Consider the following 25,147-nt stretch of genomic DNA (forward strand, 5'->3'; position numbering starts at 1 on the left):
TTAAAGAATGGCATAGGCTCGTGTGGGGAACGTGCCAACGGCTTTTATCTTTAGTGGGGCGGCGTAAAATTTAAAACCTTGGTCTGGTAAAGCACTAAGGTTTGTTAGGTGCTCAACAATGGGTATGGCGCTTTTCAGTAAAATGGAATGAACGGGTCTTTCATTTAGCCTGATATCATCAATATTGTGACTATCTATTCCAACAAGAACAGCGCCGCCTTTTTCCAAGGCGCGTGCTGTAGCTTTCGTCAAAAACGGGTGTTTTTCCATATATGTATCGGACCCAAACTTTTTGGACCAGCCTGTATCAAACAAAACAGCTTTGTTTTTAAAGTCTTTTCCGTCAAGCGTATCTTCGTCAATTGCATGCCAGTTACAGCTATAGGGGGCACGAATAACAAGTGCAGGAAGGTTTGTTGTTGTTTCAAGGGCTAGAGTAGAGAGATCGTCGCCATCTGCATACCGGTGAAAAGGAGAGTCAATATATGTGCCGCTATTGCCCACCATTGTGAGCATATCTATTTGGAAAGAAGTGCCTTCTGCATATAATGATTTGCTTTCTTCTCTCGATAGATAGTCACAAATATGCACAGGTGGCAGGCCTTTATAAGTGGTCTGCCCATGCTGTATGGTGTGGCTTAGGTCAATTATTGGCATATGGGTATCTACTCAGTTTTCAGAGTGTTAGCAGCGATTATATAATACGACCTAATGAAGAGTGGTTAAAGGGCTTCACCAAAGCGTGATGATAAAATTATTTTATCTTTATGTGAATTTAGTGAATCATACTTCGGCAGGCACAAAAAAGTGCACTGACAGGAAAGCCAATTGAAGGGGATACATTATGAAAGTTTCTAAGTTCGCCAAGTCCGCTTTCGTCACGACAAGTGCAGTGGCCTTTGCCATGACTGCTGCGGCAAGCATACATGCTGATGATGAGATGAAAGCCAAAAAAGAAAAATGCTATGGTGTGGTTGCTAAAGGGATGAATGATTGTGGCACCTCTACACATAGCTGTGCCGGGCAAAGTGCAGAGGATGCACACCCAGAGGAATGGGTTTATGTTCCTGCCGGAATGTGTGATCGTCTAGCGGGTGGCTCAAAAGAACCTGCTGCAATGTAATTTTTAAAGCAATTTAGCCCAGGTGGTAAAATATGGAGACGATATCAGATTTTTTACCACCTGATGTCTATAAAACAGCTGGTATAAGCCTTAAAAACCAACATTTTCTTGATATTATGAAGCAAAAACCACGTGTAGGTTTTTTTGAAATACACGCGGAAAACTTTATGTCTGAAGGCGGTAATCACCGGCGCTTTCTTGAAAAAGTATGCCTAGATTATCCTTTGTCCATTCACGGGGTAGGCATGTCGCTTGGTTCTGCTGAAGGTTTATCGCACACTCATCTGAAAGCATTTAAAGCAATTGTAGATAAGTTTAACCCTATGTTGGTTTCTGAGCACTTGGCATGGTCAGCCGTTGATGGGTATTACCTTAACGACCTTCTTCCACTGCCCTTAACGCAGGAAAGCATGGCTGTTGTTGCAGATAATGTAAACCACATGCAGGACTTTTTAGGGCGTCAGATATTGATTGAAAATCCATCATCCTATCTTACGTTTAAGAACAGTGAGATACCTGAGCCAGATTTCCTTTCGGGGCTTGTTGAAAGAACAAACTGTGGTCTCTTGCTGGATGTGAATAATGTTTATGTCTCGGCATCCAACTTAGGTTGGAATGCAGAGGAGTATTTAAAATATATTGATGGGAAAGCTGTTCAGGAAATTCATTTGGCAGGGCATACAGTTCGTACTGTTGATGGTGGCATTATTCTAATTGACGATCACGGCGCGGCTATTTCTAATAACGTTTGGAACCTTTTTCAAACAGCGCTTTCAAGTTGGGGGTCAAAACCTGTTCTTATTGAATGGGATACAAATATACCTCCTTTGGAAACGTTCGTGCAGGAAGCTGATAAAGCTTCAGTTTTGATGAGAAAATTTGAAAGAGCTAGTGCATATGCCTAGTTTACATGAAGTTCAGAAAGCTATGAAAATAGCTCTTCATTCTGGTGAGGTTAAAGCCGCTCTGCTTGATGGAATTGTGAGTGATACAGTAAGCTCTAAACAGCGGCTGCAGGTATATCAGAACAATTATGTATACTCATTAACTGAAAATCTTACTTCAATATTCCCTATCGTTAACACTTTTGTTGGGGAAGATTTTATGGGCCACGTCTGCTGGGAATTTATAAAAAAATACCCGCCATCTAGACCTGCTCTCCAATCATATGGGGACAGGTTACCTGTGTTTTTGAAAAACTTTGAGCCAGCTCAAAATGTACCATATGTGGCTGATATAGCGTTGCTTGAATGGTCAGTGCATACCTTGCAGCATAAACCCCCTGTTTCTGTTGACCCAAATAGTAAGACGTTAAACCCACATATTAGAGTTATTAAAAGTAAGTACCCCCTTATGAAGCTTTGGTTGGCGGGCATTGGGCAATTAAAGCCTGAAGCAGTTTCCTTACAAGAAGGCCCGCAAACGGTGTGTATTGTTTTGTCAAACCATGAAGTGCGAATTGTAAGCCTTAATCGCGATGAAGAAAGCATTGTCTCCCTTCTTCAAGGGGGAGGGAGTATCGCCTCGTTTGCGTCTGATGAACTTGCGAGCTTAATCAAAAAAGATGTTATTTTATAATGTGATACCTATAAAAAATGTAAAGGCTTTACACTGAGCCCGCCTTTTTTGCCCTTTTGCACTGGCTGTATTGTTGCAGGTGGTTTTGTGTCAAAGAACAGGCTTTAAATTCCGGAATTAATTTTAAGAATGAAAATCCATAGATGGTGTTGCTATGGGCAATTCATTCCTTATTTTTGTACAATGTATGGTTTTCTTGGAAGAAAACGCTAAGAATATGACATTTTATGGTATATGTGTTCCAAACTATAGCTATGGGAAGATCATTATGGATGACATTGATCGTAAGATACTGAATTTACTGCAAAAAGACGCAACATTGAGTACAGCGGATATTGCTGAATCTGTTGGTCTATCAACAACGCCGTGTTGGCGCAGAATTCAAATTCTTGAGCAAGAGGGGTATATTACACGCCGTGTGGCGCTGGTTGACCGCAATAAGGTCAATGTGCCCCTAGACGTTTTTGTTGCCATACGGACGAATGAGCATAATTGGAAATGGCTTGATGAATTTGCAGAGATTGTCTGTGAGTTTCCCGAAGTGGTTGAGCTCTACCGTATGAGCGGTGAAATTGATTATCTCATGCGTGTGGTTGTGCCTGACATGGCGGCTTATGATATTTTTTACAAGTCCCTTATCAAGAAGGTGCAACTCACAGATGTTAGTTCATCATTTGCGATGGAGCGTATTAAATATACGACGGCACTTCCTCTGGATTACGCCCTTGATGATGCTCGTTCTCGCCGTAGAAAGGTTTAATAATGGACGCTTTAGAAGCGACGCCTGCCATAAAACAGGAAATCTTTTTGAAAGATTATCAGCCGCCGCACTTTTGGGTGGATGAAATATCACTTTGTTTCAATCTTGGCGAAAAAGGCGCGCGCGTAACGGCAGAGACTAAATTTAGAAGGAATTCTAAGACTGACAACGCGTTAGTTCTCGATGGTGGCCCGTATATGGCTCTTGAATCCATAACAGTTGATGGCACACCTCTTGATGAACGTGCTTATACAGTAAGTGCCACAGCACTGACAGTGCACAGCGTACCAGATCAGTTCCTTTTGAAAGTTGTCACAAAACTGGACCCTGTTAATAACACACGGCTTGAAGGGCTTTATCATTCTAGTGGCAACTTTTGCACGCAGTGTGAGGCACAAGGTTTTCGCCATATCACATATTATCCTGACAGGCCGGACGTTTTGGCAAAATACACAGTTCGGATAGAGGCAGAGCAGAGTAAGTTCCCCGTACTATTATCAAACGGAAATAGGGTAGCTGAAGGCTCTATGTCTGGTGGCTATCATTATGCAGTATGGGAAGACCCATACCCAAAGCCTTCTTATCTTTTTGCTTTGGTTGCTGGAGACTTTGCGTGCCGAAATGATCACTTTGTTACAGCTAGCGGAAAGCATGTTGAACTTAATATATATGTTGCTCCTGATGATCTGAACAAAAGTGATTATGCGATGGCTTCCCTGAAACGCTCCATGAAATGGGATGAAGAGGTTTTTGGCCTCGAATATGATCTCGATATTTATAATATTGTGGCTGTTTCTGATTTCAACATGGGGGCAATGGAAAATAAAGGCCTTAATGTTTTTAATACCAAGTATGTGCTTGCAAGCCCGGAAACCGCGACTGATGCGGATTTTAGCCATGTAGAAGGTGTGATTGGCCATGAGTATTTCCACAACTGGACGGGAAACAGGGTTACATGCCGTGATTGGTTTCAGCTTAGCCTGAAAGAGGGGCTAACGGTCTTTCGAGATCAGGAATTCACCAGTGACATGGCATCTCGTTCGCTTAAACGGCTTGATGATGTGCGCATACTGCGTCTATTGCAGTTCACGGAAGATAGTGGCCCACTTGCTCACCCGGTTAGGCCTGAGAAGTATGTTGAAATCAATAATTTTTATACTGCCACTGTGTATAATAAAGGCGCTGAAGTTATACGCATGATGCATACCCTTATGGGGGCTGAAACCTTTAGAAAAGGGATGGACCTATATATAGGCCGTCATGACGGCCATGCCGTAACGTGTGAAGATTTTGTCGTTGCTATGGAAGATGCAAGCGGCCTCGACCTGAAGCAGTTTAGGCTTTGGTATTCGCAGGCAGGTACCCCGCACTTAAAAGTTAACATTACGTGCAGCCACGGGACCGCCAAGCTAACTATTGATCAATCTTGCAAACCAACGCCAGGCCAGCCAGATAAAAAGCCATATCATATGCCTTTGCTTGTTGGATGGCTTGATAGCGCAGGGAACCCTATTTGCCCTAATATTGGAGCGGGCGGTAAATGGCTCAAAGAAAGTTGCTTACTGGAACTGAAAAGCCCCAGAGAAGTGTTTGAGTTTATGGATGTTCCAGAAGGGGCCGTTATTAGCTTGCATAGGCAGTTTTCTGCACCTGTAAAGCTTGATCATAATTTGAGTGATAAAGAACTCGCATTTTTAATGGCATACGATAGTGATGCGTATGCGCGCTGGGAGGCGGCACAACAACTTGCATCGCGTCAATTCTTGAGTGAAGTGAATGGTAAACCGTTAATTGATGGAGCCTTTGAGAAAGCATTTCACTTTGCATTAAGAGACGAAGAAACAGACCCTGCGTTTGTCGCGGAGCTTTTAACGCTGCCCAGTGAAATTGATCTTGGTCAGAAAATGCAAACTCTGGATCCCGCAGGTATCCATCAGGTTCGTGAAAAGCTGATAAAAAAGCTCGCGCTTGAAAATAAAGAGTATCTGATTAAACGCTACACTAAATTAAATACAGGTGTTTATTCACTCGATCAAACCTCTGTAGCCAAGCGGCGCCTGAAGAATATACTTTTGGCATATATTAGTGTTTGCCCCGAAGGCGCGACTTATGTTGAGACACAGTTTAAAGCGGCTGATAATATGACTGACCGCATGGCGGCACTGCAGCTTCTTGTTCATAGTGACTATGAGAACAGGCAAGAGCTGCTGAATGGCTTTTACGAAACGTGGCACTCAAATGCGCTCGTAATTGATAAATGGTTTTCTGTTCAGGCACTCAGTAAAAGGTCTGATACAGTGGAAATGGTATTAAAGCTTGTTGAGCATCCAAGTTTTAGCTTTAAAAATCCAAACCGTGTACGCTCACTTGTTTCTGCGTTTAGTATGCTGAATCAGGCTGCGTTCCATATCAGTGGTGGGGCTGGGTATCGGTTTCTTGCTGAAATGATTGTTAAGGTGGATGCGTATAATCCACAAACCGCAGCCAAGCTTGTTGCACCTCTTGGCAGGTGGCAAAGATTAAATGCGGTTGCAATGCGTCAAATGCAAGAAAGTCTCAAGTGGATTCTAAATAAGCCTAATATTAGTGATGATGTTAGGGAGCTTTGCTTGAAGTCTATCGAGTAATTCAACCTTAATTCGCATTATAAACCTCTGAAATGTATTAGCAGACGCGAACTTATAGTGCCTGTTGCGTATTGATTTGTATCGTAGTAGCGTGCGCCACTGCGGGGTCTAACAATTGTAATGGTTGTGTAATAAAAACATAATGTATGATGATTGGCTGTTAGGGAATTTTCAGCATGGCCGGGTGTTATATTCTTCTATAGAATAATCCTGTTTTGGGACTTATACTGAGCATTGCCAATCACCGGAGAGAGTATCATGATTAAAGGACCTGATCCTATTGATGTTCATGTAGGTCAAAGGGTGCGCGCTCGCCGAAAGATGCTGGGTCTATCACAGACACAGCTCGGGAAAGAATTGGGAGTGACTTTCCAGCAAGTGCAGAAATACGAACGTGGCACTAACCGAATTGGATCAAGCCGATTATTCAAAATGGCTTCGACACTTGATGTTCCTGTAGCTTACTTTTTTGAGGGCGCGGAAACTAAATTGCCGGGGTATGAGAAAGAGCTTGAGGCTATAGACCAGAGTATATACGAAAAACAGGAAACTCAAGAGCTGGTGGAGGCATACTACCGTATTGCTGATCCGCGAATTCGTAAAAAAGTTTTGGGCTTGGCTCGGTTACTTTCTAGTGGTGTAGACGAATATGGCATGTAAGTGCTGTAAGTCTGATGATATTACCTAGTTAAGTTAAAGGGCTGGGCATTTTATATGCCCAGCCCTTTAACTATGCAGCTGCAACACTTAGAAAAAGAGCCCAGTTATAAATGGGCTCTTCTTATTGTTGTTAATTTATGGCTTTTTAGCTTTTCTGCGTCTTCTCTCTCGCACAGTCAGGTAAACTAGCCCTGGTGCTAACAGGAACAGTGCTCCTGGCTCAGGTACTGTTGTTACAATCCTAATGATAGCTGTATCCAGGCTAGTTAAAATAATATCACCAGGCATAAAGGGCATGCCTGATCCACCACTACTACCTATATTAATAATGGCCCCATCTTGAAGAAGAACACCATCATACCGTACCGCAGCAGTAATATTAACTGTACCAGTCGTATCAAATAAAGTGCCTGCGCCCGTTTGAACGGTCAAATAGGTTCCAGTTCCAATTTCTTGTCCGTTCAGTATCCATACGATTTCAAAATCAGACGTATCTGTTAGGTCACAGTATATCTCAGCCTCAAAAGTAGCGCCGCATCCATCAAGCTGGAAAGCTTCACCAAGTAAAACAGGGTCGTAAACTTCATCATCACCGCCACCCGCATCAAGGATGAGTCTTTTCATTTCCGGCTCCGGTGGGGGGGGAGGGGGAGGGGGAGGAGGTGGTGGCTCAGGAGTTTCAGGCTCAGGAGGCTCAGGAGTAGGTTCTGGCGTTGGCTCAGGAGTAGGTTCTGGCGTTGGCTCAGGAGTTGGTTCTGGCGTTGGCTCAGGAGTTGGTTCTGGCGTTGGCTCAGGGGTTGGTTCTGGCGATGGCTCAGGAACTGGCTCTGGCTCAGGCACAGGGGTGCCAGTAAATGGTGGCTCTGGCTCTGGTTCAGGAGTAGGTTCTGGCGTTGGCTCAGGAGTAGGCTCCGGTGTTGGTTCAGGCTCTGGTTCTGGTGATGGGGGAGGGGTTCCTCCATCAGGGGTAGCATTTTCAGATTCAGGCGTAGGCAGGCCGTTACTGTTGTCAGAGAATACAACAACCGCATCAACAATCGGAGCATCACTTCGTAGAATATTTTCTGCAGTCAGGTTGTTACCAGCGGCAGGAGCGATCCGCTCAAGAAACTCAACCATTTCTTCAGCAAGGTCTTCTTCTATATTTACATCTGGTTCAGGGTAAATAATAACCGCAGTTACATAAGTGTCTTGCCCGCCTAGTTGCCGGAAACTGATACGCAGTGTCCCATCTACCACTTCGGCACGTGTTACAAGCATGTGCCCTGTAGCGGAATGACCACTACTACCGTCTGTTTGATAAAAAGGTGCAAAGTCGCTTGCTTGAGCAAAAGGCTCTAGCATGCCCAAATTCTGCATACCAATATTGGCACTGCCCATCCGCTCTGCGGCAAGAAGCGGGTCTGCTGATAATAGTAGCGGTGCGGAAGATGAACCAGACATGGAATACAGTATATCAAAGCCTGCTGCATCAGCTGCCCCACCGGTTTCTGCGGGGGCATCAGTTAAACGACCAGGTCCACCGGTGGAAAGTTTCATCATGGGCACTACGTTATCCGTTGCCCGCGTGTCAACCATGTTAACTTTGCCGCCATTACGCTTTAAATCAACGCCGAACGGATAAAGTGGTGCAGAGCCATCGTTGCGCGGCGCTGTTAGAATAACAACTTTATACCGGCCATTTTTTAAGCCTGTGGCGACAAACTGTTCAACATTTCGAACACCATTACGCAGAATTGAAGGGCCTTCAACATCGCCTTCATCGCCAATGTTAGTACCTACAAGCATTTTACTTTCAGAACCAACACGGGTAAATTTGTCGTATGGTTCATACTGCGATGGCCCAAAGTCCCAGCCAATTGCGTCTTCTGATAACTTGAATGAGTCGTCTAGCACAAAGGGCGCCATAAAGGCGGTCCAGTGAGTGCGCGCGCCAGCTTCAATAATCAGGTTTGCGGCATCAGAAATGGTTGCCAAATCATAATCACCAGCTTTTTCTTCAATTTTATGAAGAATAGCATCCATACGCACTTTAAGAGCGTCAGCATCACCCATCGCTTGATTGAGGTAGGATTGAACAACTTGAAATCCCCATTCGTCAACAGCAAGGGCGCCCTCAACGGCTTCGTCCAATGTTACGGTTGGGAAGGTTTCGATACGTGCTTCTACTGGCGACCGAATAAGTTCTGCGCTTCGTGTACCTGTCAGGTAAAACTCTTCTTCAGCAGCAGAAGCAGAGGCTTGGCCAATTTCATCAACTTTATCAGTTGTAACACCGCGAAGGGCAGGGCGGGCAATTTTCAGCCTACGTATACCGGGAATCTCCTTAGGCGGCGGCGTTGTCATGACATAAGTCGCTGGTGGTGGCAGCAGACCATTGCCAATTACCGGGGGGATAGTGTTATCCAGTATAGCCAAATCATCGCCATCTTTTTGGTAAACACCATAAAGTAAAGTCCCTGTTGCGACAGCAGTACCCGCAAGAAGCGTTGAAATGACAAGTGATTTATTGCTCGAAAACATATAAGGTCTCGTTTAATTTATCTGGACACACCAATATTATTATATTTTATAATGTCTTGACATAAAAAGCCAGCATGAAAATTATTCACTATAGTAAACTAAGAAAAGATTGCTTTACTTAACAATATGGCTTGATCCTTTTCTTGCGAATAAGGCATATAGTTTCATAATTATCCTCTCATTTAATTGTTTTTTAGTCAGTTTATTCTTATAGGTTTAGCAAGGCTGGCGGTTTGGAATAGATATGCAGCCACACTCTCCATTTTCTGATTTACAAGGTATCATTCATCAGTTGCCTGATATTGATCACTGTGCTGTCAAAAAGGCACAGACGGCTTGCCCTTCACCGACCATGCAGCAGGGCCTTACTTTAATAGGGTTGAAGACTTGGCTGGCTGGTTGGCAGGGGTCGGAAACACCCTCTGTAAACGAAGCTCACATTTGTGTTTTAGCTTCTTGTTATAAAGGAGAGGATGTTTCAAGTGTAAAAAACTTTATTGCGGGGGCTTCCAAAGGCACCGCGCCGGTTAATCGATTATGTGTCGATATGGGTGTAGGGCTACGTGTGCTTGAATTAGCGCCAGAGCTACCGCATGCCTGCAATGATGGCTGGCTAGAATCTGAGTGCATGGCTGCTGTGGCATTTGGGATGGAGGCAACTGCGGCAGGTGGCAATATTCTGGGGTTGTCGGCTATTGCTCCTGGTGGCAAAGCTGCGGCTATCTCTGTTATTAAATCTATCTACGATGAAAGCTTGGGCTTGGTTCAACCGCTGCATAATGTAAATGGAGAGGTGATAGATGCGATTTCGGTTCTTCATATGATGCGTACGAATGGCGGCCGTGAAATTGCAGCGAGTATTGGTGCGTTGGTTGCTGCCCGCAGCAGAAGGTTGCCGGTGCTTATTGATGCATGGGCCGGATTAGCTGCTGTGGCTGTTCTGGAGGCAGTGCAAAAGGGCGCTTCAGATCATGTGTTGGTGGCTGCGGCAGAGGACGATGAATATATGCTTATAGCGCGTCAAATTGGCAAGGTGCCTTTAGTTGGTTTTTGTATTGACGAAGGTACGGGTTGTGGTGTTGCTAGCAGCATGGCCCTTTTGAAAGCGGCCTGTGATATTTAAGACGATGACATAAGCTTCCTGATGATTGCCCTTAAAAATAACATTTTTACAATAACTTGCCTAAGACTCATAAGCACTTTAGATTGTTGACATCCTTGGGGGTAAAAGGCTGGGTTTGAATGGTTCGAATTTTTAGGCACTATGTATCGCCGGTAAAGCTGACGATAGCTCTTGTAGACTTTGGTGTTGTTCTTGCGAGTGTATTTCTGGCTGAACTTATACGATATGAAATGATTGGCCTGCAGTCATTTTTGGAAAGCCAGTCTCTTATTGCTAATTTGCTTGTTCCTTGTGTTGTTATCCCTATTCTGTTGGGGGTTGGGGGGTATGAGGCCGAAGCTATTAGCGATATGCGTGTGTTTTTCTTAAGGCTTATGGTTGGTTTGCTTGGCTCAGGTCTTGCTCTTTCAGCTTTTCTGTACATGTTACCAATGTTGCCTCTATGGCGGTCTATTCTTTTAATGACGATTTTGCTTGGTGGTCTTTTGGTTTTTGTCACGCATTGGCTGTTTTTAAAATTTACAGATAGAAATTTTCTAAGCCGAAGGGTGGTTGTTTTAGGTGCTGGCGCTTCGGCATTAGAATTGATGCAGTTATCAGGAAGGGCTGCAGATGCAGGGCTCACTATTGTGGCAACAATTGCGCTACCTGAGGATACTGTCGTTGTAAAGGATTCGGTACCTATTGAAGAAATTGGCAACCTTGAACAGTTTATACATATGTATCAGGCAGAGTTAGTGATTATTGCTGGTGATATAACCAAAAGCTTGCCCGTAGAAGCACTTATCGCTTGTAAGTTAGCGGGTGTTGAGGTGCAGGATCGATTGGCATTTTTTGAGCAGGTCAGAGGGTATGTGGATCTGGCAAGCGTTAAGGCGGAATGGATTATATTTTCTGACGGCTTTAAAGGTGGAAGTGGTTGGGAAAGGGCTCTGAAGCGCGTGTCTGATATTGTTGTTAGTTTAAGTGCGCTTATTCTTTTTATGCCCATTATTTTACTTGCTGCCTTGGCTGTTAAGGTTACTAGTAAAGGGCCAATTTTTTACCGCCAAGAAAGAGTTGGCTTGAACGGCGCATGTTTTAACCTTTTAAAGTTTCGGAGCATGAAGGTAGATGCGGAAAAAGATGGGGTGCCTGAATTTGCTCAAAAAGCTGACCCGAGAGTGACGCCTGTTGGTAGCTTTTTAAGGCGCACGCGCATTGATGAGTTACCTCAAGTGATGAGCGTCCTTAAGGGTGATATGAGCTTTGTTGGGCCGCGTCCGGAACGGCCTTTTTTTGTTTCTCAATTAGAAAAAGAGATACCATTTTTTAAAGAGCGACATTGTTTAAAACCTGGCATAACAGGTTGGGCGCAAATACAGTATCCATATGGGGCGTCTTTTGAAGATAGTAAAAGAAAACTTGAATATGATCTTTATTATATCAAAAATTATTCAATTTTCCTCGATCTACTTATTATACTACAAACAATACGGGTCATTTTATTCCCTGTTGGCGTTCGATAATGATTGAAAAGTAACTTCAAGAGAGGCCGTAATGAAACTTATACACAACCGGTTACTTTATCCTATTATTGCCGGAGCTTTATCACTCTCTTTATCAACGCAGGTTACAGCGCAAACGGCTGTTTTTGATCCTGTACAGAAATTGATTGCCAGCAAACAGTATGACCAAGCAATTGAAACTTTAAATAAATTAACGGTTTCTTCATCTGAAGAGGCTGAAAAATATAGACTGTTAGCACAGGTTTATTTGCTAACGGGCGCAGGCATTGCTGCTGAAGCTGCGGTCGATAGAGCGCGCCGTTTAGGAGCGGATTACGCTATAACTGCAGTGCCTTATGCAAAAGCATTACTTATTCAGGGTAAATATGGGGCCGCAAAAGCAGCCTTAAGAGGGGTAAGTATCCCTGATGAATACCTGAGAGATTCTTATATCATATCAGGTGATGCAAACTTTGCTGAAAATAAATTTGCAGAAGCACAACGTGACTATGAGCTTGCAAAAGCCAAAGATGATACTGATTTTCAAGCTTTTCTGGGGCTTGCGCGTCTGGAGTTACGCCGAGGTAACCTTGCAAAGGCACAGGAGTTCGGTGTTGAAGCGGAAAGCCGTGCAGCTGATAATACAATGGTGCAATATACACTGGGGCTTATTGCGCGCTACACAGGTGCTCCAGCAGAGGCTGAGAAGTATTTCCTTGAGGCTGTTCGGCTATACCCAGATAATATTATGGCCAATATCGAAATTGCGAGCAGTAAGGTTAATGACGGGAAAATTGCTGAAGCAGAAGCTTTGCTTGATAAGGTATATGCTGTATCGCCGCACCAGCCCTTAGCACTTTATCTATCTGCCGTTATTAATGCCTCTAAAGGGAACTATCAGGAGGCAGCAACATTATTAAGCCGCGCCAAAGGTCTTGCGGATGTGTATTTGCCTGCTGTTTATGTGAAAGGGATGGTTGCTTTTCAACTGGAAAAATATGATGTGGCAATTGAATCTCTTACAAAAGTAATAGGCGCACGACCAGATAATAAGCCGGCACGCTTGGCGCTTGCAACCAGTTATTCTAAGTCAGAGCGACCAGCGACTGCCCTGAAGATCTTGGCGCCTTTGCTAGAGGCGGAACAGGTGGATTTGAATGTCTTAACGGTTGCTGCTTCAGCGGCAGTTGCATCAGGAGATGCCGCTAAAGGCGAAGAATATTATAAACGCGCTTCTGCGTTAAAGGCATCAGGAGCTAGTGGTGGTGTTGGTGGACTTAGCACCAAGCTTGCTCTTGCACAGTATGCTGTTGGTGATAGTGAAAAAGCGCTGGCAACTCTTTCAAGTGTTATTGCAGGTAGTGAGGTTGACCTTCGGGAACTTGGCTTAATGGGTAGCATGCAAATTCGTGCGCAGGATTATGAGGGAGCTGAAGATACAATAAACAGAGTGCTAAAATTAGCACCTGATCGTGCTCTTGGTTATAATATGCGCGGAACATTGGAGTTTAAGCGGCGCGAATACGCTAAATCAATTGTGTCATACTCCAAGGCTCTTGATATAAGCGGCAATTATCATACGGCACGCCGTAATCGCGGCTTATCATATATGCAGCTTGGTGATTATAAAAATGCAAAGAAAGACTTAAAGCAAGTACTCTCAGATGAGCCTAATGATGTTCTTACAAAGGCTGTACTAGCCAAAACATTATTATTAATGGGGGAAGCCGCAGAGTCGACGGATTATTTTCGTGAAGCTATTCGTGTGATGCCGCGTTCTGTGAAGCTTGCCACTGATTACGCTCAAGCCTTAACCGATGCGGGCATTACTACCCAGGCAATAGAGCAGGCGCGGAAAGCCGCCGTGATGGGGCAAGATGACCCTGCCGTTTTAAAGCGTATGGGCCTTTTACTATTGCGTTTACAGCAGCCTGCCGCAGCGGAGCGGCCTTTATCGCGGTATGCTGCGTTTAATCCGAATTCTGGCGAAGCTCATGTTATGCACGGTAGGGCAATGTTGCAGATGGGTTTATACACCGGGTCTGCCATGTCTTTTAGCCGCGCTGAAACAGCAACTAATGACTTGGCTGATAAAGCGGAGCTTGAATGGTACTTTTTTACAGCAGAAGCTTTAGGCAATAAATACGATAGAGCTGCCGCGCGATTAAGTTCGCTTAACTTGTCGAAGAGGCCTGCAGATATTAAAGCAAGTATTGTGGGTGATTTCCTTTTGGCGACAGGAGAGCCGGTTAAGGCAGAAGAATCTTATCGCAGTATTATGCAAAATGAACCAACGAGCGATGTTGTTATTGGTCTTGCTAATGCACTTTCGTCGCAAGAAAAGGCTGCTGAGGCTATTAAAGAACTTGAAAAGTACCTTACTAAAAAGCCTGAAGATCGCATTGTTCTAGCATCACTCGGTAAACGGTATGAGGCTGTTCAAAAGTATGATGATGCAAGCCGGCAATATGAAAAAATATTGCGGAGCGGCGTTGCTGATGCCCAAATTGCGGCGCGGCTGGCATATGTTTATCTCATGCTTGGTAATAATAAGAGTATCAAATTAGCATCCAGCGCGCATCTTATGATGCCGGACGACCCTTTTATTCAGGACGTTTACGGGTGGGTTATATTGCAGGCCGGACGCAATACGGAAGAGTCAATTGAGGCGCTTGAAAAAGCGGTTAGGCGTGACCCAGCAAAAGCAATTTACAAATATCATCTTGGTATGGCGTATGTAGCACGTGGTAATCGTGTTGATGCCCGTAAATTCCTTGAGCAGGCTTTAAGTTTGGACCCTACGTTTGAAGGCGCCTCTGAGGCTAGGCGACAACTTTCATTGTTAGACTATTAATAATGTCAGCTAAACCGGTGCGTATTCTTCTGTTCTCTACATTGTTTCCTCACCCAGCAGAGCCAAGCTTGGGGGTTTTTGTCGAGAACAGGTTGCGTAATTTATTAGATGATGAAGATGTTGAAGCGTTTGTCGTTGCGCCAGTGCCTTGGTTTCCTTTCACAAATGAAAAGTTTGGTTCTTACGCAAAAGCTGCACGCGCACCGTTAAAAGAAGTCCGTAGTGGAATTACTGTTTTTCATCCACGATTTCTGGTTATACCGAAAATTGGTATGCTTTTAACCCCATTCTTTTTGTATTGGTCTGCTTTACTTTGCATTAAGAAGCTCGTTAAAAAAGGCTATCAGTTTGATCTGATTGATTCACATTACCTCTATCCGGACGCAATAGCGGCAAAATGGCTTGCGAAAAAGTTTTCTGTGCCCTTTTGTGCTACAGCACGAGGAAGTGATGTGACGCAGATAGGCCTGATGGCCTGGCCTAAAAAAATGATTTTGAATATGACTAAATCTGCCGCTCATATTATTACAGTAAGCGAAAACTTAAAGCGTGACTTGGTCAATAATGTTGGTGTTTCCTGTAGCAAAATATCAACCCTAAGAAACGGCGTTGACCTTCAGCTTTTCCATGAAACTGATCGTGATGAAACTAGAGAACGCTGGCGATCAACTGGGCCAGTAATGATTTTTGCCGGGTGGCTAATCCCCCGTAAACGCCTTGATATTGTGCTTGAAGTTACGAAACTATTGCCTGATCTAAGAACGGTAATTGTTGGTGATGGCCCTTTGAGGGCCTCTATAGATGATTGGGTTTTAAAAGAAAGCTTGGAAAACCGTATCATTTTTGAGGGCCTTAAAAAACCTACAGAAATGCCTGCGCTGTTTAGCGGAGCTGATATACTTCTTCTGCCATCTGACCGGGAAGGGTGGGCAAATGTTTTGCTAGAGGCTATGGCATGTGGCACGCCGGTTGTAAGCAGAGATGTTGGGAGCGCCGCTGATTTTATTAGCGAGCATGTAGGGCAGGTCGTTTCATCAGATAATCCTGCTATAATAGCCGAAGCTGTTAAAAGTGTTCTCGATAGATGTAAGGACCGTGCTGCGATAAGGGAATTTGCTAATCATTATGACTGGCGCGAAACATCAAAAAGCCAAAAAGAAATTTTTGATAAAGCTCTTGGTAATAAATGAATAAATGGGAACTTCTTGTATGAATGCTCTTATTACAGGCCCTATACTTGTTACTGGCGGTGCTGGGTATATTGGTGGGCAAACAGTTTTAAGTTTACTGGATCAAGGCGCTGATGTTGTTGTTCTTGATGATCTATCAACAGGCAGTGTACGACCCTTTCACGAAAATACAGCTTTTTATCAAGGTAGAATCCAAGACCAAGGCCTTGTTAGTGAAATTCTGAAAAAGCACCAGATAAAGTCCATATTGCACTTTGCCGGGTTTATTAAGGTAGACGAGTCTATATCTAACCCCTTGAAGTACTATAACAACAATACAGACGGTAGCCGGGTGCTTATCGAGGCAGCCGTGCATAACAATGTTGAGACTTTTTTGTTTTCGTCAACCGCAGCGGTATATGGTTCAATTACAGGCGTAGAAACTGTTGATGAAGCGCTTGAGGTGCACCCCCTTAATCCATATGGGTGGTCTAAGCTCTTTACTGAGCGCCTGTTACAGGACGTTTCCAAGGCCCATGGTATGCAATACGGCATCTTTCGGTATTTTAATGTAGCCGGCGCTGATATGCGCTTTAGACATGGGCAGTTTTTAGAAAAACCGGTGCACTTGATTGGGCGTGCAATCGATGCCTTGCTGGGAACGGCTCCGCCTTTGCAGATATTTGGTAATACATTAGCAACACCCGATGGAACAGGTGTTAGAGATTATATTCACGTTTCTGACTTAGCAGATGCCCATGTTGCTTTATTACAAAATCTACAAAGCATACCTAAAAACCGCCTATTAAATTTGGGATATGGCAAGGGACATAGTGTTCTGGATGTGATAAAGTGTCTTGAAGAAATTAGCGGTAAACCTGTGCCTTACGAATTCGTGCCAGCAAGGGAAGGGGAAGCCGCATCCGTTGTTGCAAATGTAAAAATGCTCACTGAACATTTGGCTTGGAAACCCCAACACGCTAATTTAAAAGAAATAATCGCGACGTCACTTGAATGGCGACAAAGAACAAACTTTGAGAAATAGAGACATTTTATGGATACAGTCTACTTTATAATGTTTTGTTTTATAATCGCCTATGTGATTTTTTGGTGTCTGCAAAATGATGATCAGGCCGAATTTACTGGCCAAAAAAGAGATGAAAAATTTTCAGCAAAAAACATTTCTGACAAAAATCAAAGTCCAGAGTAAAATTTTTTAGTATATTGATTAAGTGTCTTGTCATATAGAAGGCTAAATATTTGGCTGGATTAGCTTATTGTATTTGAGTTATACACTTTATTACTATTAATTCGAAATTTATCGATACGGGAGAGGCCTTGTGGTGTCTTGTTTGTTGCGTAATTGGATGAAGAGCATGCTCGTAATTGGGGCTGTACTTATCATTTCTGGTTGTTCCAACCATGGCAAGCTGCCACCCGCGCCGTTTGTGCCTCCTAACGAAGGCCCTGGTCCTGGGTATTTAATAGGCCCACTTGACCGATTAAATGTGTTTGTATGGCGTAATCCAGAGTTGTCTGTTGGTATAACAGTGCGCCCGGACGGAAGGCTCTCAATTCCTTTGATTGATGATTTGCCAGCTACAGGTAAAACTCCAAGCCAGCTTGCCCGTGATATCGAGGAAGCTCTTGGCGTTTATATTCAGCAGCCAATTGTTTCAATAATGGTTGAAAATTTTGTTGGCCCATTTTCGCAGCAGGTACGTGTTGTGGGGGAAGCTGCAAGCCCGCAAGCTATTCCGTATCGGGCTAATATGACCTTGTTGGATGTGATGATCCAGGTGGGAGGCCTAACTGAGTTTGCTGCTGGAGACCGTGCAACGCTTGTACGGTTTGAAGAAGGTGAGCAAAAGGAATATGGATTAAAGATTGAATCTTTGATTAGGGACGGCGAAATTGACGCAAATGTTAAGATTTTGCCTGGTGATGTTTTAATAATTCCAGAGAGTATTCTGTAGTAAGTAGTGCACTAAAGGTTCAGGAGGTATAATTGGCCGCGCAAGCATTAGGACTTCATGAAGTCTTTCAACAGCTTAAAACCATTGCTTATGGCATATGGAGAAAGCGTTGGTATTTGCTTGTGACAAGCTGGATTATCAGCTTGCTGGGCTGGGGACTAGTGTCAACAATGCCTTATCGTTACGAGGCAAATGCACGTATCTTTGTTGATGCGGATACTATTTTGCCGATGATTGCAAAAAATCTTGGTATTGATGTTGATACAACTCGAAAAGTGGATGCTATCCGCAGGACCTTGATAACACGTCCGAATATCGAAAAAATTATCCGCCGCTCTGATTATCTTGATCGTTTAGCAAGTAATGATGCACTATTAACCGAGATGGTAGCCAGTCTGCAGCGAGATATACGTATTATACCGCTGGATGACGGCGAATACAGAATACAGTATGAGATTGATGAAAAAAGACTGAGTGATAAGCAGCGCTCAGAAGTGGCAAAAAATGTTGTGAACAGCCTTCTTTCTTTCTTTTTGGAGAAAGGGGGAGAATCAGGCGGAAGTGACGTTCGCCAAGGTCAGGAGTTTCTTGAACAGAATATTCGGGAATACTCCGACAGGTTAAGCTCGGCTGAAGCTGCTCATGCTAAGTTTTTACAAGATAACCTTGAGTATGTTGGTGGCGATAGCAAGTTTCTGACACGCCTAGATAATGCCAAAAAAGATTTAAGAGAAACGCGTAACAAGATAGGCGAGTTGCGAGTTTCGCAGCAAACATTGCAGGAACAATTAAAAAACGTGCCTCCGACAATCAGGGAGGCACGTTCTGCTCGCACTAAAAATGGAGGTGACAGAGATCCTTTGCAAGAAAGGCTCGCTGACCTGCAGAAAAAATTAGATCAACTTCGAATTCTTGGCTTCCGCGATATGCACCCTGATGTGGTGAATGTAAGTAGGCAGATCGATGCCTTAAAAGTGGAAATGGAACAGCAACAGGCAGAAGTAGCCGCTGAAATTGAAGATGCTGTTCAGACAGGGCGGGCCTCAAACCTCACCACTGAGACGCCTAACCGGCTTTATGAAGAATTAATGCTTCAAAACGTACAAACGTTAACGCAGATCAAGTCAATGGAGCAACGTGAAGCAGAACAGATAAATCAAGTGGCTGAGCTTGAAGAAAAAGCCAAGCGTGTTCCAGAGATTGAGGCCGAGGAAAGCCAGCTTAAGCGCGATTATAATTTGATCCGGAAAACATACGAATCATTACAGAAACAAAAACAAAGCCTTGATTTACGAGCGGATGTTGAAGGCGCAGATGAAACCGTTGCGTTTCGTGTTGTTGAGCCTCCTGTTGCACCTAAAAAGCCCAGTGGCCCGCCGCGCTTGCTTTTTATGAGCGCAGTTCTTGTTGGTGCTTTAGTTGCCGGTATTGGTGTGGCACTTGTTTTGTCGCAGTTACGGCCTGTAATCATTACTGTTGAACAGTTGAGGGCGAGTTTTGATTTGCCTGTTCTCGGTAATGTCACAAGGACGCTTTCTGAACAAGAGACGAAGCAGCGTAGTATCGATTTGTTGTTATTTGCGGGCCTTAGTGCGCTGCTGTTTATCGTATTTGCAGTGTTCCTTGCGATGGATATTTTAGGCGGACCATCACTTGGATAACATTGAAGAGTAGTAAAATGGATATTATAGAACGGTCAGCAAAAGACGAAGAAAAGAAAAAGAAGGCCTCCAGCCTTGTTGAGCGAGCTGCCTCTCTCGACGGAAAATCGCCTTTTGCGTCTAAAAAACAATCTGGGGACGCCAAAACAGAGAAGCGTGACCCTTCTTCAATGAACCCTGGAGATCAGGAAAGTCAGAGCAGACCATTTGCTGGTGGAATAGGCGATTCAAGTGCGAGAAAAAATCGCGAAGCAAAGCCAAAAGACGAAAACGCGGATGCAGATTTACCGCAGAAAGACGATCCAACAACACTTGCGATAGGCAAAAGCCATATCGATAGCGGGGGGGCAGATAAAACTCCTGTTGAGATAAAAAAAGCCAAGAAAAAGCCGGAGCAAGAAGTTGATTTGGTAAGCTTGCGTGAGGCGGGCTATATTACACCTGACATGCCACCTAACTTAATGTCAGAGGAATTCAGGATCATCAAACGGTCTATTCTTCTAAATGCTTTTTCGAAGGGCATGCAGAAAAGCAAAAATAGTAATGTTATTTTGGTAACGAGTTCTAATCCGGCTGAGGGAAAAACATTTTGCACAATTAATCTAGCACTTTCCATCGCTACGGAGCAGGATACTACCGTATTACTTGTCGATGCGGATTTCTCGAAACCAGAGGTTCTTAATAGGCTTGGTGTTGCTGGTGGCCGAGGTTTAATGGATGTGGTGGCAGACGGTGAGCTTGATGTATCAGACTGTCTCATTCGCACCAACATTCCCAATCTGGTACTGTTACCAGCCGGGCGGCAGCATAATTTGACAACCGAGCTACTGGCCAGTGAGCGGATGGAAGCAATCGTTGATGAAATTGCTACACGCTACCCTGATCGACTTGTTATTTTTGATTCGCCTCCAGTTCTTGCCAGTTCTGCAGCTTCAGTTCTTGCCCTTTATATGGGGCAAGTTGTTTTCGTTATTAAGGCAGAAGAAACATCAGAGCCGCAGATCAAGGAAAGCCTTAACATGATCAGTGCGTGCGAAAATATTAACCTGTTACTTAACCAAACGAAATTTAGCGGCAGTAATAAGCGTTTCGCTACGTACTATGGCTATGGTGGTCGGTAGGAGTTTTTATGCAGACTGCTGCCCCATATAGAAAAGCTGCACGCGTTGCAGTGTTTTTTTTATTACCCGTAGTGAGCTTACAGGCTGCGTATGCACAGCATGTATGGATTGATCCACGGGGTGAAGGGCGAGTGACATTAACGGATAATGCTAATCTCACTGAAAGCGACAGGGTGCAAGATGCTGTGTTAAACCTTTCTCCCGGCATAAATGTGCATGTTGAAAGTGCTAGAACGCGTCTAGCGCTAGATTACGCTTACGATTATTATTATTATTTGTCTGACGGTGGCCATGATGTCCGGCACAAAATGTTTAGTACGCTCGATTCTGAGATATGGAAAGATCACTTAAGCATTAATGGTCGGGCTAGTATTAGCCAGCAATACCTTAACCAGCGGGGTAGCCTTTCAAGTAGCTTTGCAAACCGGACAGATAACAGAAGAACGTTGCAAAATTATACAGGCACAGCAATCCTGAAGGGTGGCTTGAGGGATTATGCAGATTGGCGCATGACATATCGGTATGGTGTTTCATTGTCGCCCGCTGATAATCTTGATGACGAGACATTGACTTCCAATTTTTCTGACTCAACTTCGCAAGAACTAACAGCATCTCTTGGTTCTGGGGACAGGTTTACACATTTTGAGTGGCGGTTATATGCGGATAGTTCAAAGGTTAGCCGTAGTCTTGAGACGAATGACTTTCGTAATGAACATGTGGGCGCTGAGCTAAAGTACAAATTTAACCGTTTCTTTTCACTTCTTGGATCTGTTAGCTATTCTTCTAATGATTTTCAAAGCGCGATCTTGTCTGAACAGGGTTTTGGCTGGGATGCAGGTTTTCGCTGGACACCAGGCCGTAAGCTCGATTTAACCGTCAGACATGGTAGAGAGGGAAGCCGCAAAACATGGTATGCTACGATGCAATACCTTATAACGTCGCGGGTTCAATTAACGGGTTCATATCAGGACATTATCACAGCGAACACTATTGTTGGAAATGATACACTGCAATCATACCAGTTTAATGATGATATTGGCATAATAGATAGCCAAGGCTTACCTTCAGATGAATCAGATCCAAAATTCTCGTTTTCAGATATAGATTTTCGTCGCAGGGTTGCGAAAATGACACTTTCATGGCGCCATAAACGAACTGATGCGTATATCACCGCAAATTATGAACGTCGCACATTTGATAATGATTCAGGCACGGCCAATTCTTATGGTACATCGACGGGCTTTAAGCACAAAATAAACAAAAGCACTACACTTTCTGGCAGTTTAGGGTATCGTCGCAGTGAATTTGAAAATTCTGACCGTGTAGACGATTATTTTGAAGGTAACTTGGATTGGGCAAAAACAGTTTCCAGATATTTCAAAATTGCCGTAGGATACGGGCATAGTGAGAGGTTATCAACTGCGCAAGGTGCAGATATTGAAGAGAACACTCTGACTTTTTATATAAGAGGAACGTATTAAGTCGTTATGTATGAAAGTTTTTACAATCTACAGGGGCGCCCGTTTCAGTTAACACCTGATCCGCGTTTTTATTATAGTTCCCGTACTCATAAAAAAGCTATGGCTTATCTCACCTATGGTCTTAATCAGGGTGAGGGTTTTATTATTGTAACAGGTGATATTGGTACGGGTAAAACTACATTGGTCAGGCATTTGTTTGATACACTTGATCGCAATGAATATATTGCAGCAATGATCGTAAGTACGCAGTTAAGCGCTGAGGATTTGCTTCGAAGTGTTGTTGCAGCTTTTGGCCTTGATGCGCAGGCAGATGATAAAGGTCAGCTTTTAGCTCGGCTTGAAAGATACTTGCGAGAGCAATTTAAGCTCGGGCGGAGGGCCTTGCTTGTTGTTGATGAGGCTCAAAACCTATCCAACGCAGCTCTTGAAGAAATGCGGATGTTATCTAACTTTCAAGAAGGTGACAAAGCGCTTATTCAAAGCTTCTTAGTCGGGCAGCCAGAGTTTAGAGAGCGGATTTTCGCGGCACCGGAGCTTGAGCAATTGCGACAACGTGTTATTGCCACCCATCACCTTGAGCCTATGGAAAAGGAAGAGCTGGCCCTGTATATTGAACACCGTTTGAAGCTTGTTGGGTGGGATAATGATCCATGCTTTACAGCTGATGCGGTAGAAGCAATTTACGAGCAATGCCAAGGTGTACCTCGTAGGTTGAATACACTTTGCTCTCGTGTGCTTCTATATGGTGCACTTGAAGAAGTTCATGATATTGATGGTGAGGTTATTGCTGCTGTGGTAGCAGATATGTCCAGCGATCAACGACCCGTTGTTGCCACTTCTTCAGCGCGACCTGTGAGGCTTTCACCTGTTAACCGGCAGAATGATTCAACTATTCCTCTTGAAGCGGCTGATAAAAAAGAAGTTGATGAAATGGAAAATCGTTTAGGGAAGCTTGAAAACATGATGAAATCCCAAGACGAAACTCTTCAAAAACTGACAAATATTATGGCACAGCTAGCGGGTGGTGGTTCAAAGGGCAATGAAAGCTAAGACACTGTCTGCTTCGTCTTTTAAAGCGCCCATAGTGAAGGCAAATGCACTTTCCGGTACGTTTGCCTTTACTGTTGATGTGGAAGAGTGGTTTCAGGTTGGCGCTTTTGAGACGACCTTTACAAAAGCAGACTGGCCAAGTCTTGAAAGCCGTGTAGAGCTTCAAACATTAAAGCTTTTGGACTTTATGCGCGGCGCATCTATCAAAGGCACTTTTTTTTGCCTTGGTTGGGTTGCTGAAAAGTATCCGTCTCTTTTAAAAGCTATAGTGAATGATGGCCATGAAATTGCCTGCCACGGCCTTGATCATGATCGTTTGTTTACGATGAGCAAGGCTGACTTTAAAGCAGATATTCAGCGCTCCAAGGGCGCGATTGAAGATGTTACAGGTGTAACAGTTATTGGCTACAGAGCACCGAGTTTTTCTCTGACACCAAACGTATGGTGGGTTTATGATCTTTTGGATTCAGAGGGATTTAAATATTCATCCAGCCTCTATCCTGTGAAAACAGATCATTATGGTATGGAGTCCGCGCCTAGAGCGCCTTTTTACCCTGCAAATTCTTCAATAGTAGAAATACCTATGACAGTTTGTGATGTGCCTTTCAGGCGGTTACCAGCATCGGGTGGAGGATATTTTAGGTTAATGCCTTATTGGCTGTCACGGTATTTACTTCGTAACGGTGCGAAGCAATCGTCTGCCCCAGCAATTTTTTATATGCACCCCTGGGAAATGGATACAGATCAGCCTTATGTGAAGGAAGCCCCCCTTTTATCAAGGTTTAGGCATTACCAAGGGCAGGCTAGGCTGCCAGCAAAATTAACGCGTTTAGCAAAAGATTTTTCATGGGGGCGCATGCAGGATATATATGAAAATATCCTCACAGAAGTCAAAGTTGGAAAATAGTATGGCTGTTTCTATCAGGAAAATGACCTCATCAGATATTGCATCATGGAATGCTTTTGTCGATAGACACGTTGATGGGACCTTTTGTCATTATGCTGAGTGGAAAACGGTTATTGAAAACGGCGCAAACCATGAATGTCCGTTTTTGGTAGCTGAGGATAATGCCAAGATTGTTGGCATTATGCCGCTAACACTGCGTAAAAGTAAGCTTTTTGGTAATGCCCTTATATCCAATATGTTCTGTGTTTATGGTGGCCCCTTAGCTATTAATTCTGGGGTGTATGATGAGCTTGATGCCGCAGCTTGGGAGCTTGCCTGCCAAAATGGTATCAAGGTCCTTGAATATCGTACTGTTAAAGCGCGACATGTAGGGGATAACGAATGGTCTATACCAGTTGCAAACGCCGCTACTTTTCAAAAGCCTTTACAAAACACCCCTGAAGCTATCCTTCTTGATATACCCAGAAAACAAAGAGCCGTCGTCAGGAAAACACTGGATGCAGGCCTTAGCTGTAGTTTTGACTCTGATATTGAAAATTTCTATAAGCTTTATGCTGAGAGTGTACGGGGGCTTGGCACACCGGTTTTCCCTAAAAAGCTTTTTACCGCGCTCTATGAAAGCTTTGGTGAAAAAATTCAGGTGCAAATCATACGGTCTCCAAAGGGGCAAGCTATTGCTAGCCTTATGAGCTTTTATGCAGATAAGGCAGTTCTTCCTTATTATGCGGGCGGGAACCAGTTTGCTCGCCAATATGGTGCGCATGATTTTATGTATTATCAGCTAATGATTAAAGCTTCAGAAAAAGGTAAAACACATTTTGATTTTGGCCGTAGCAAAATGGACACCGGGCCTTACAGGTTTAAAAAGAATTGGGGCTTTGAACCTGTTTTACTTCAATATGAAACTCGTTTAGCCGAAGGGGGAACGCTGCCAGATTTGAACCCTAGTAGCAGTAAATATAGGATGCTGGTTGCAGCTTGGAAAAGGTTACCTTTACCAATTGCAAATACAATAGGGCCAATGCTTGCAAGGCATTTAGGGTAAAT

Annotated in this window: 20 protein-coding genes; 18 read left to right on the forward strand and 2 right to left on the reverse strand. The window is 43.9% G+C overall.

The annotated features are described in order from the left end of the window. Window positions 1–657, reverse strand: a complete 657-nt coding sequence (locus tag ICL80_RS09880; RefSeq protein WP_194211813.1) for a cyclase family protein — start codon at window positions 655–657, stop codon at window positions 1–3. 187 nt (window positions 658–844) lie between these two features. Between ICL80_RS09880 and ICL80_RS09885 the strand changes: the two genes are divergently transcribed. The 6 genes from ICL80_RS09885 to ICL80_RS09910 all read left to right on the forward strand — a co-directional run bounded on the left by ICL80_RS09885 (window position 845) and on the right by ICL80_RS09910 (window position 6,748). Further along, window positions 845–1,123: a BufA1 family periplasmic bufferin-type metallophore gene (locus ICL80_RS09885; protein WP_228073408.1), complete on the forward strand. Its 279-nt coding sequence runs from the start codon at window positions 845–847 to the stop codon at window positions 1,121–1,123. 32 nt (window positions 1,124–1,155) lie between these two features. Continuing rightward, window positions 1,156–2,028 carry an MNIO family bufferin maturase gene (gene bufB / locus ICL80_RS09890; RefSeq protein ID WP_194211814.1) on the forward strand — a complete coding sequence of 291 codons (873 nt, stop codon included), beginning with the start codon at window positions 1,156–1,158 and terminating at the stop codon, window positions 2,026–2,028. Then, window positions 2,021–2,701 carry an HvfC/BufC N-terminal domain-containing protein gene (locus ICL80_RS09895; RefSeq protein ID WP_194211816.1) on the forward strand — a complete coding sequence of 227 codons (681 nt, stop codon included), beginning with the start codon at window positions 2,021–2,023 and terminating at the stop codon, window positions 2,699–2,701. Before bufB ends, ICL80_RS09895 begins: the two co-directional genes overlap by 8 nt. Window positions 2,702–2,969: 268 nt before the next feature. After that, window positions 2,970–3,461: an Lrp/AsnC family transcriptional regulator gene (locus ICL80_RS09900; protein ID WP_194211818.1), complete on the forward strand. Its 492-nt coding sequence runs from the start codon at window positions 2,970–2,972 to the stop codon at window positions 3,459–3,461. A 2-nt stretch (window positions 3,462–3,463) separates the two neighbouring features. Continuing rightward, window positions 3,464–6,088 (forward strand): aminopeptidase N, encoded by a 2,625-nt coding sequence (gene pepN, locus ICL80_RS09905; protein ID WP_194211820.1) that lies wholly within the window; start codon window positions 3,464–3,466, stop codon window positions 6,086–6,088. A 258-nt stretch (window positions 6,089–6,346) separates the two neighbouring features. Further along, entirely contained in the window at window positions 6,347–6,748 is a 402-nt protein-coding gene (locus ICL80_RS09910; RefSeq protein ID WP_194211821.1) for a helix-turn-helix domain-containing protein, read from the forward strand. A gap of 135 nt (window positions 6,749–6,883) precedes the next feature. On the opposite strand, the gene ICL80_RS09915 is transcribed toward ICL80_RS09910, so the two are convergent. After that, window positions 6,884–9,271, reverse strand: coding sequence for a hypothetical protein (locus ICL80_RS09915; RefSeq protein WP_194211823.1), 2,388 nt, complete (start codon window positions 9,269–9,271; stop codon window positions 6,884–6,886). A 244-nt stretch (window positions 9,272–9,515) separates the two neighbouring features. Here ICL80_RS09915 and ICL80_RS09920 point away from each other — a divergent pair, with 244 nt between their 5' ends. The 12 genes from ICL80_RS09920 to ICL80_RS09975 all read left to right on the forward strand — a co-directional run bounded on the left by ICL80_RS09920 (window position 9,516) and on the right by ICL80_RS09975 (window position 25,145). Further along, window positions 9,516–10,394 (forward strand): nicotinate-nucleotide--dimethylbenzimidazole phosphoribosyltransferase, encoded by an 879-nt coding sequence (locus ICL80_RS09920; RefSeq protein ID WP_194211826.1) that lies wholly within the window; start codon window positions 9,516–9,518, stop codon window positions 10,392–10,394. A gap of 119 nt (window positions 10,395–10,513) precedes the next feature. After that, a complete protein-coding gene (locus ICL80_RS09925; protein ID WP_194211828.1) occupies window positions 10,514–11,902 on the forward strand; it encodes a TIGR03013 family XrtA/PEP-CTERM system glycosyltransferase in 1,389 nt (462 codons plus the stop codon). Window positions 11,903–11,933: 31 nt separating this feature from the next. Beyond that, window positions 11,934–14,735, forward strand: a complete 2,802-nt coding sequence (gene prsT, locus ICL80_RS09930) for an XrtA/PEP-CTERM system TPR-repeat protein PrsT (protein ID WP_194211830.1) — start codon at window positions 11,934–11,936, stop codon at window positions 14,733–14,735. Window positions 14,736–14,737: 2 nt separating this feature from the next. Next, window positions 14,738–15,925: a glycosyltransferase gene (locus ICL80_RS09935; protein ID WP_194211832.1), complete on the forward strand. Its 1,188-nt coding sequence runs from the start codon at window positions 14,738–14,740 to the stop codon at window positions 15,923–15,925. 19 nt (window positions 15,926–15,944) lie between these two features. After that, complete coding sequence (gene galE, locus ICL80_RS09940) at window positions 15,945–16,949, forward strand: UDP-glucose 4-epimerase GalE (protein ID WP_194211834.1); 1,005 nt, start codon at window positions 15,945–15,947, stop codon at window positions 16,947–16,949. A gap of 331 nt (window positions 16,950–17,280) precedes the next feature. Then, window positions 17,281–17,880, forward strand: coding sequence for an XrtA/PEP-CTERM system exopolysaccharide export protein (locus ICL80_RS09945; protein ID WP_194211836.1), 600 nt, complete (start codon window positions 17,281–17,283; stop codon window positions 17,878–17,880). Between the two features lie 32 nt (window positions 17,881–17,912). After that, a complete protein-coding gene (locus ICL80_RS09950; RefSeq protein WP_194211838.1) occupies window positions 17,913–19,541 on the forward strand; it encodes an XrtA system polysaccharide chain length determinant in 1,629 nt (542 codons plus the stop codon). Window positions 19,542–19,558: 17 nt separating this feature from the next. After that, window positions 19,559–20,662: an XrtA-associated tyrosine autokinase gene (locus ICL80_RS09955; RefSeq protein ID WP_194211840.1), complete on the forward strand. Its 1,104-nt coding sequence runs from the start codon at window positions 19,559–19,561 to the stop codon at window positions 20,660–20,662. A gap of 8 nt (window positions 20,663–20,670) precedes the next feature. Beyond that, complete coding sequence (locus tag ICL80_RS09960) at window positions 20,671–22,143, forward strand: TIGR03016 family PEP-CTERM system-associated outer membrane protein (RefSeq protein ID WP_194211842.1); 1,473 nt, start codon at window positions 20,671–20,673, stop codon at window positions 22,141–22,143. A 6-nt stretch (window positions 22,144–22,149) separates the two neighbouring features. Then, window positions 22,150–23,193 (forward strand): XrtA/PEP-CTERM system-associated ATPase, encoded by a 1,044-nt coding sequence (locus tag ICL80_RS09965; protein ID WP_194211844.1) that lies wholly within the window; start codon window positions 22,150–22,152, stop codon window positions 23,191–23,193. Then, window positions 23,183–24,100, forward strand: a complete 918-nt coding sequence (locus ICL80_RS09970; RefSeq protein ID WP_194211845.1) for an XrtA system polysaccharide deacetylase — start codon at window positions 23,183–23,185, stop codon at window positions 24,098–24,100. Before ICL80_RS09965 ends, ICL80_RS09970 begins: the two co-directional genes overlap by 11 nt. A gap of 1 nt (window position 24,101) precedes the next feature. Beyond that, window positions 24,102–25,145: a FemAB family XrtA/PEP-CTERM system-associated protein gene (locus ICL80_RS09975; RefSeq protein WP_194211846.1), complete on the forward strand. Its 1,044-nt coding sequence runs from the start codon at window positions 24,102–24,104 to the stop codon at window positions 25,143–25,145. Window positions 25,146–25,147: the final 2 nt, after the last annotated feature.

The organism is Kordiimonas pumila (assembly GCF_015240255.1).
Taxonomy (GTDB): Bacteria; Pseudomonadota; Alphaproteobacteria; order Sphingomonadales; family Kordiimonadaceae; genus Kordiimonas; species Kordiimonas pumila.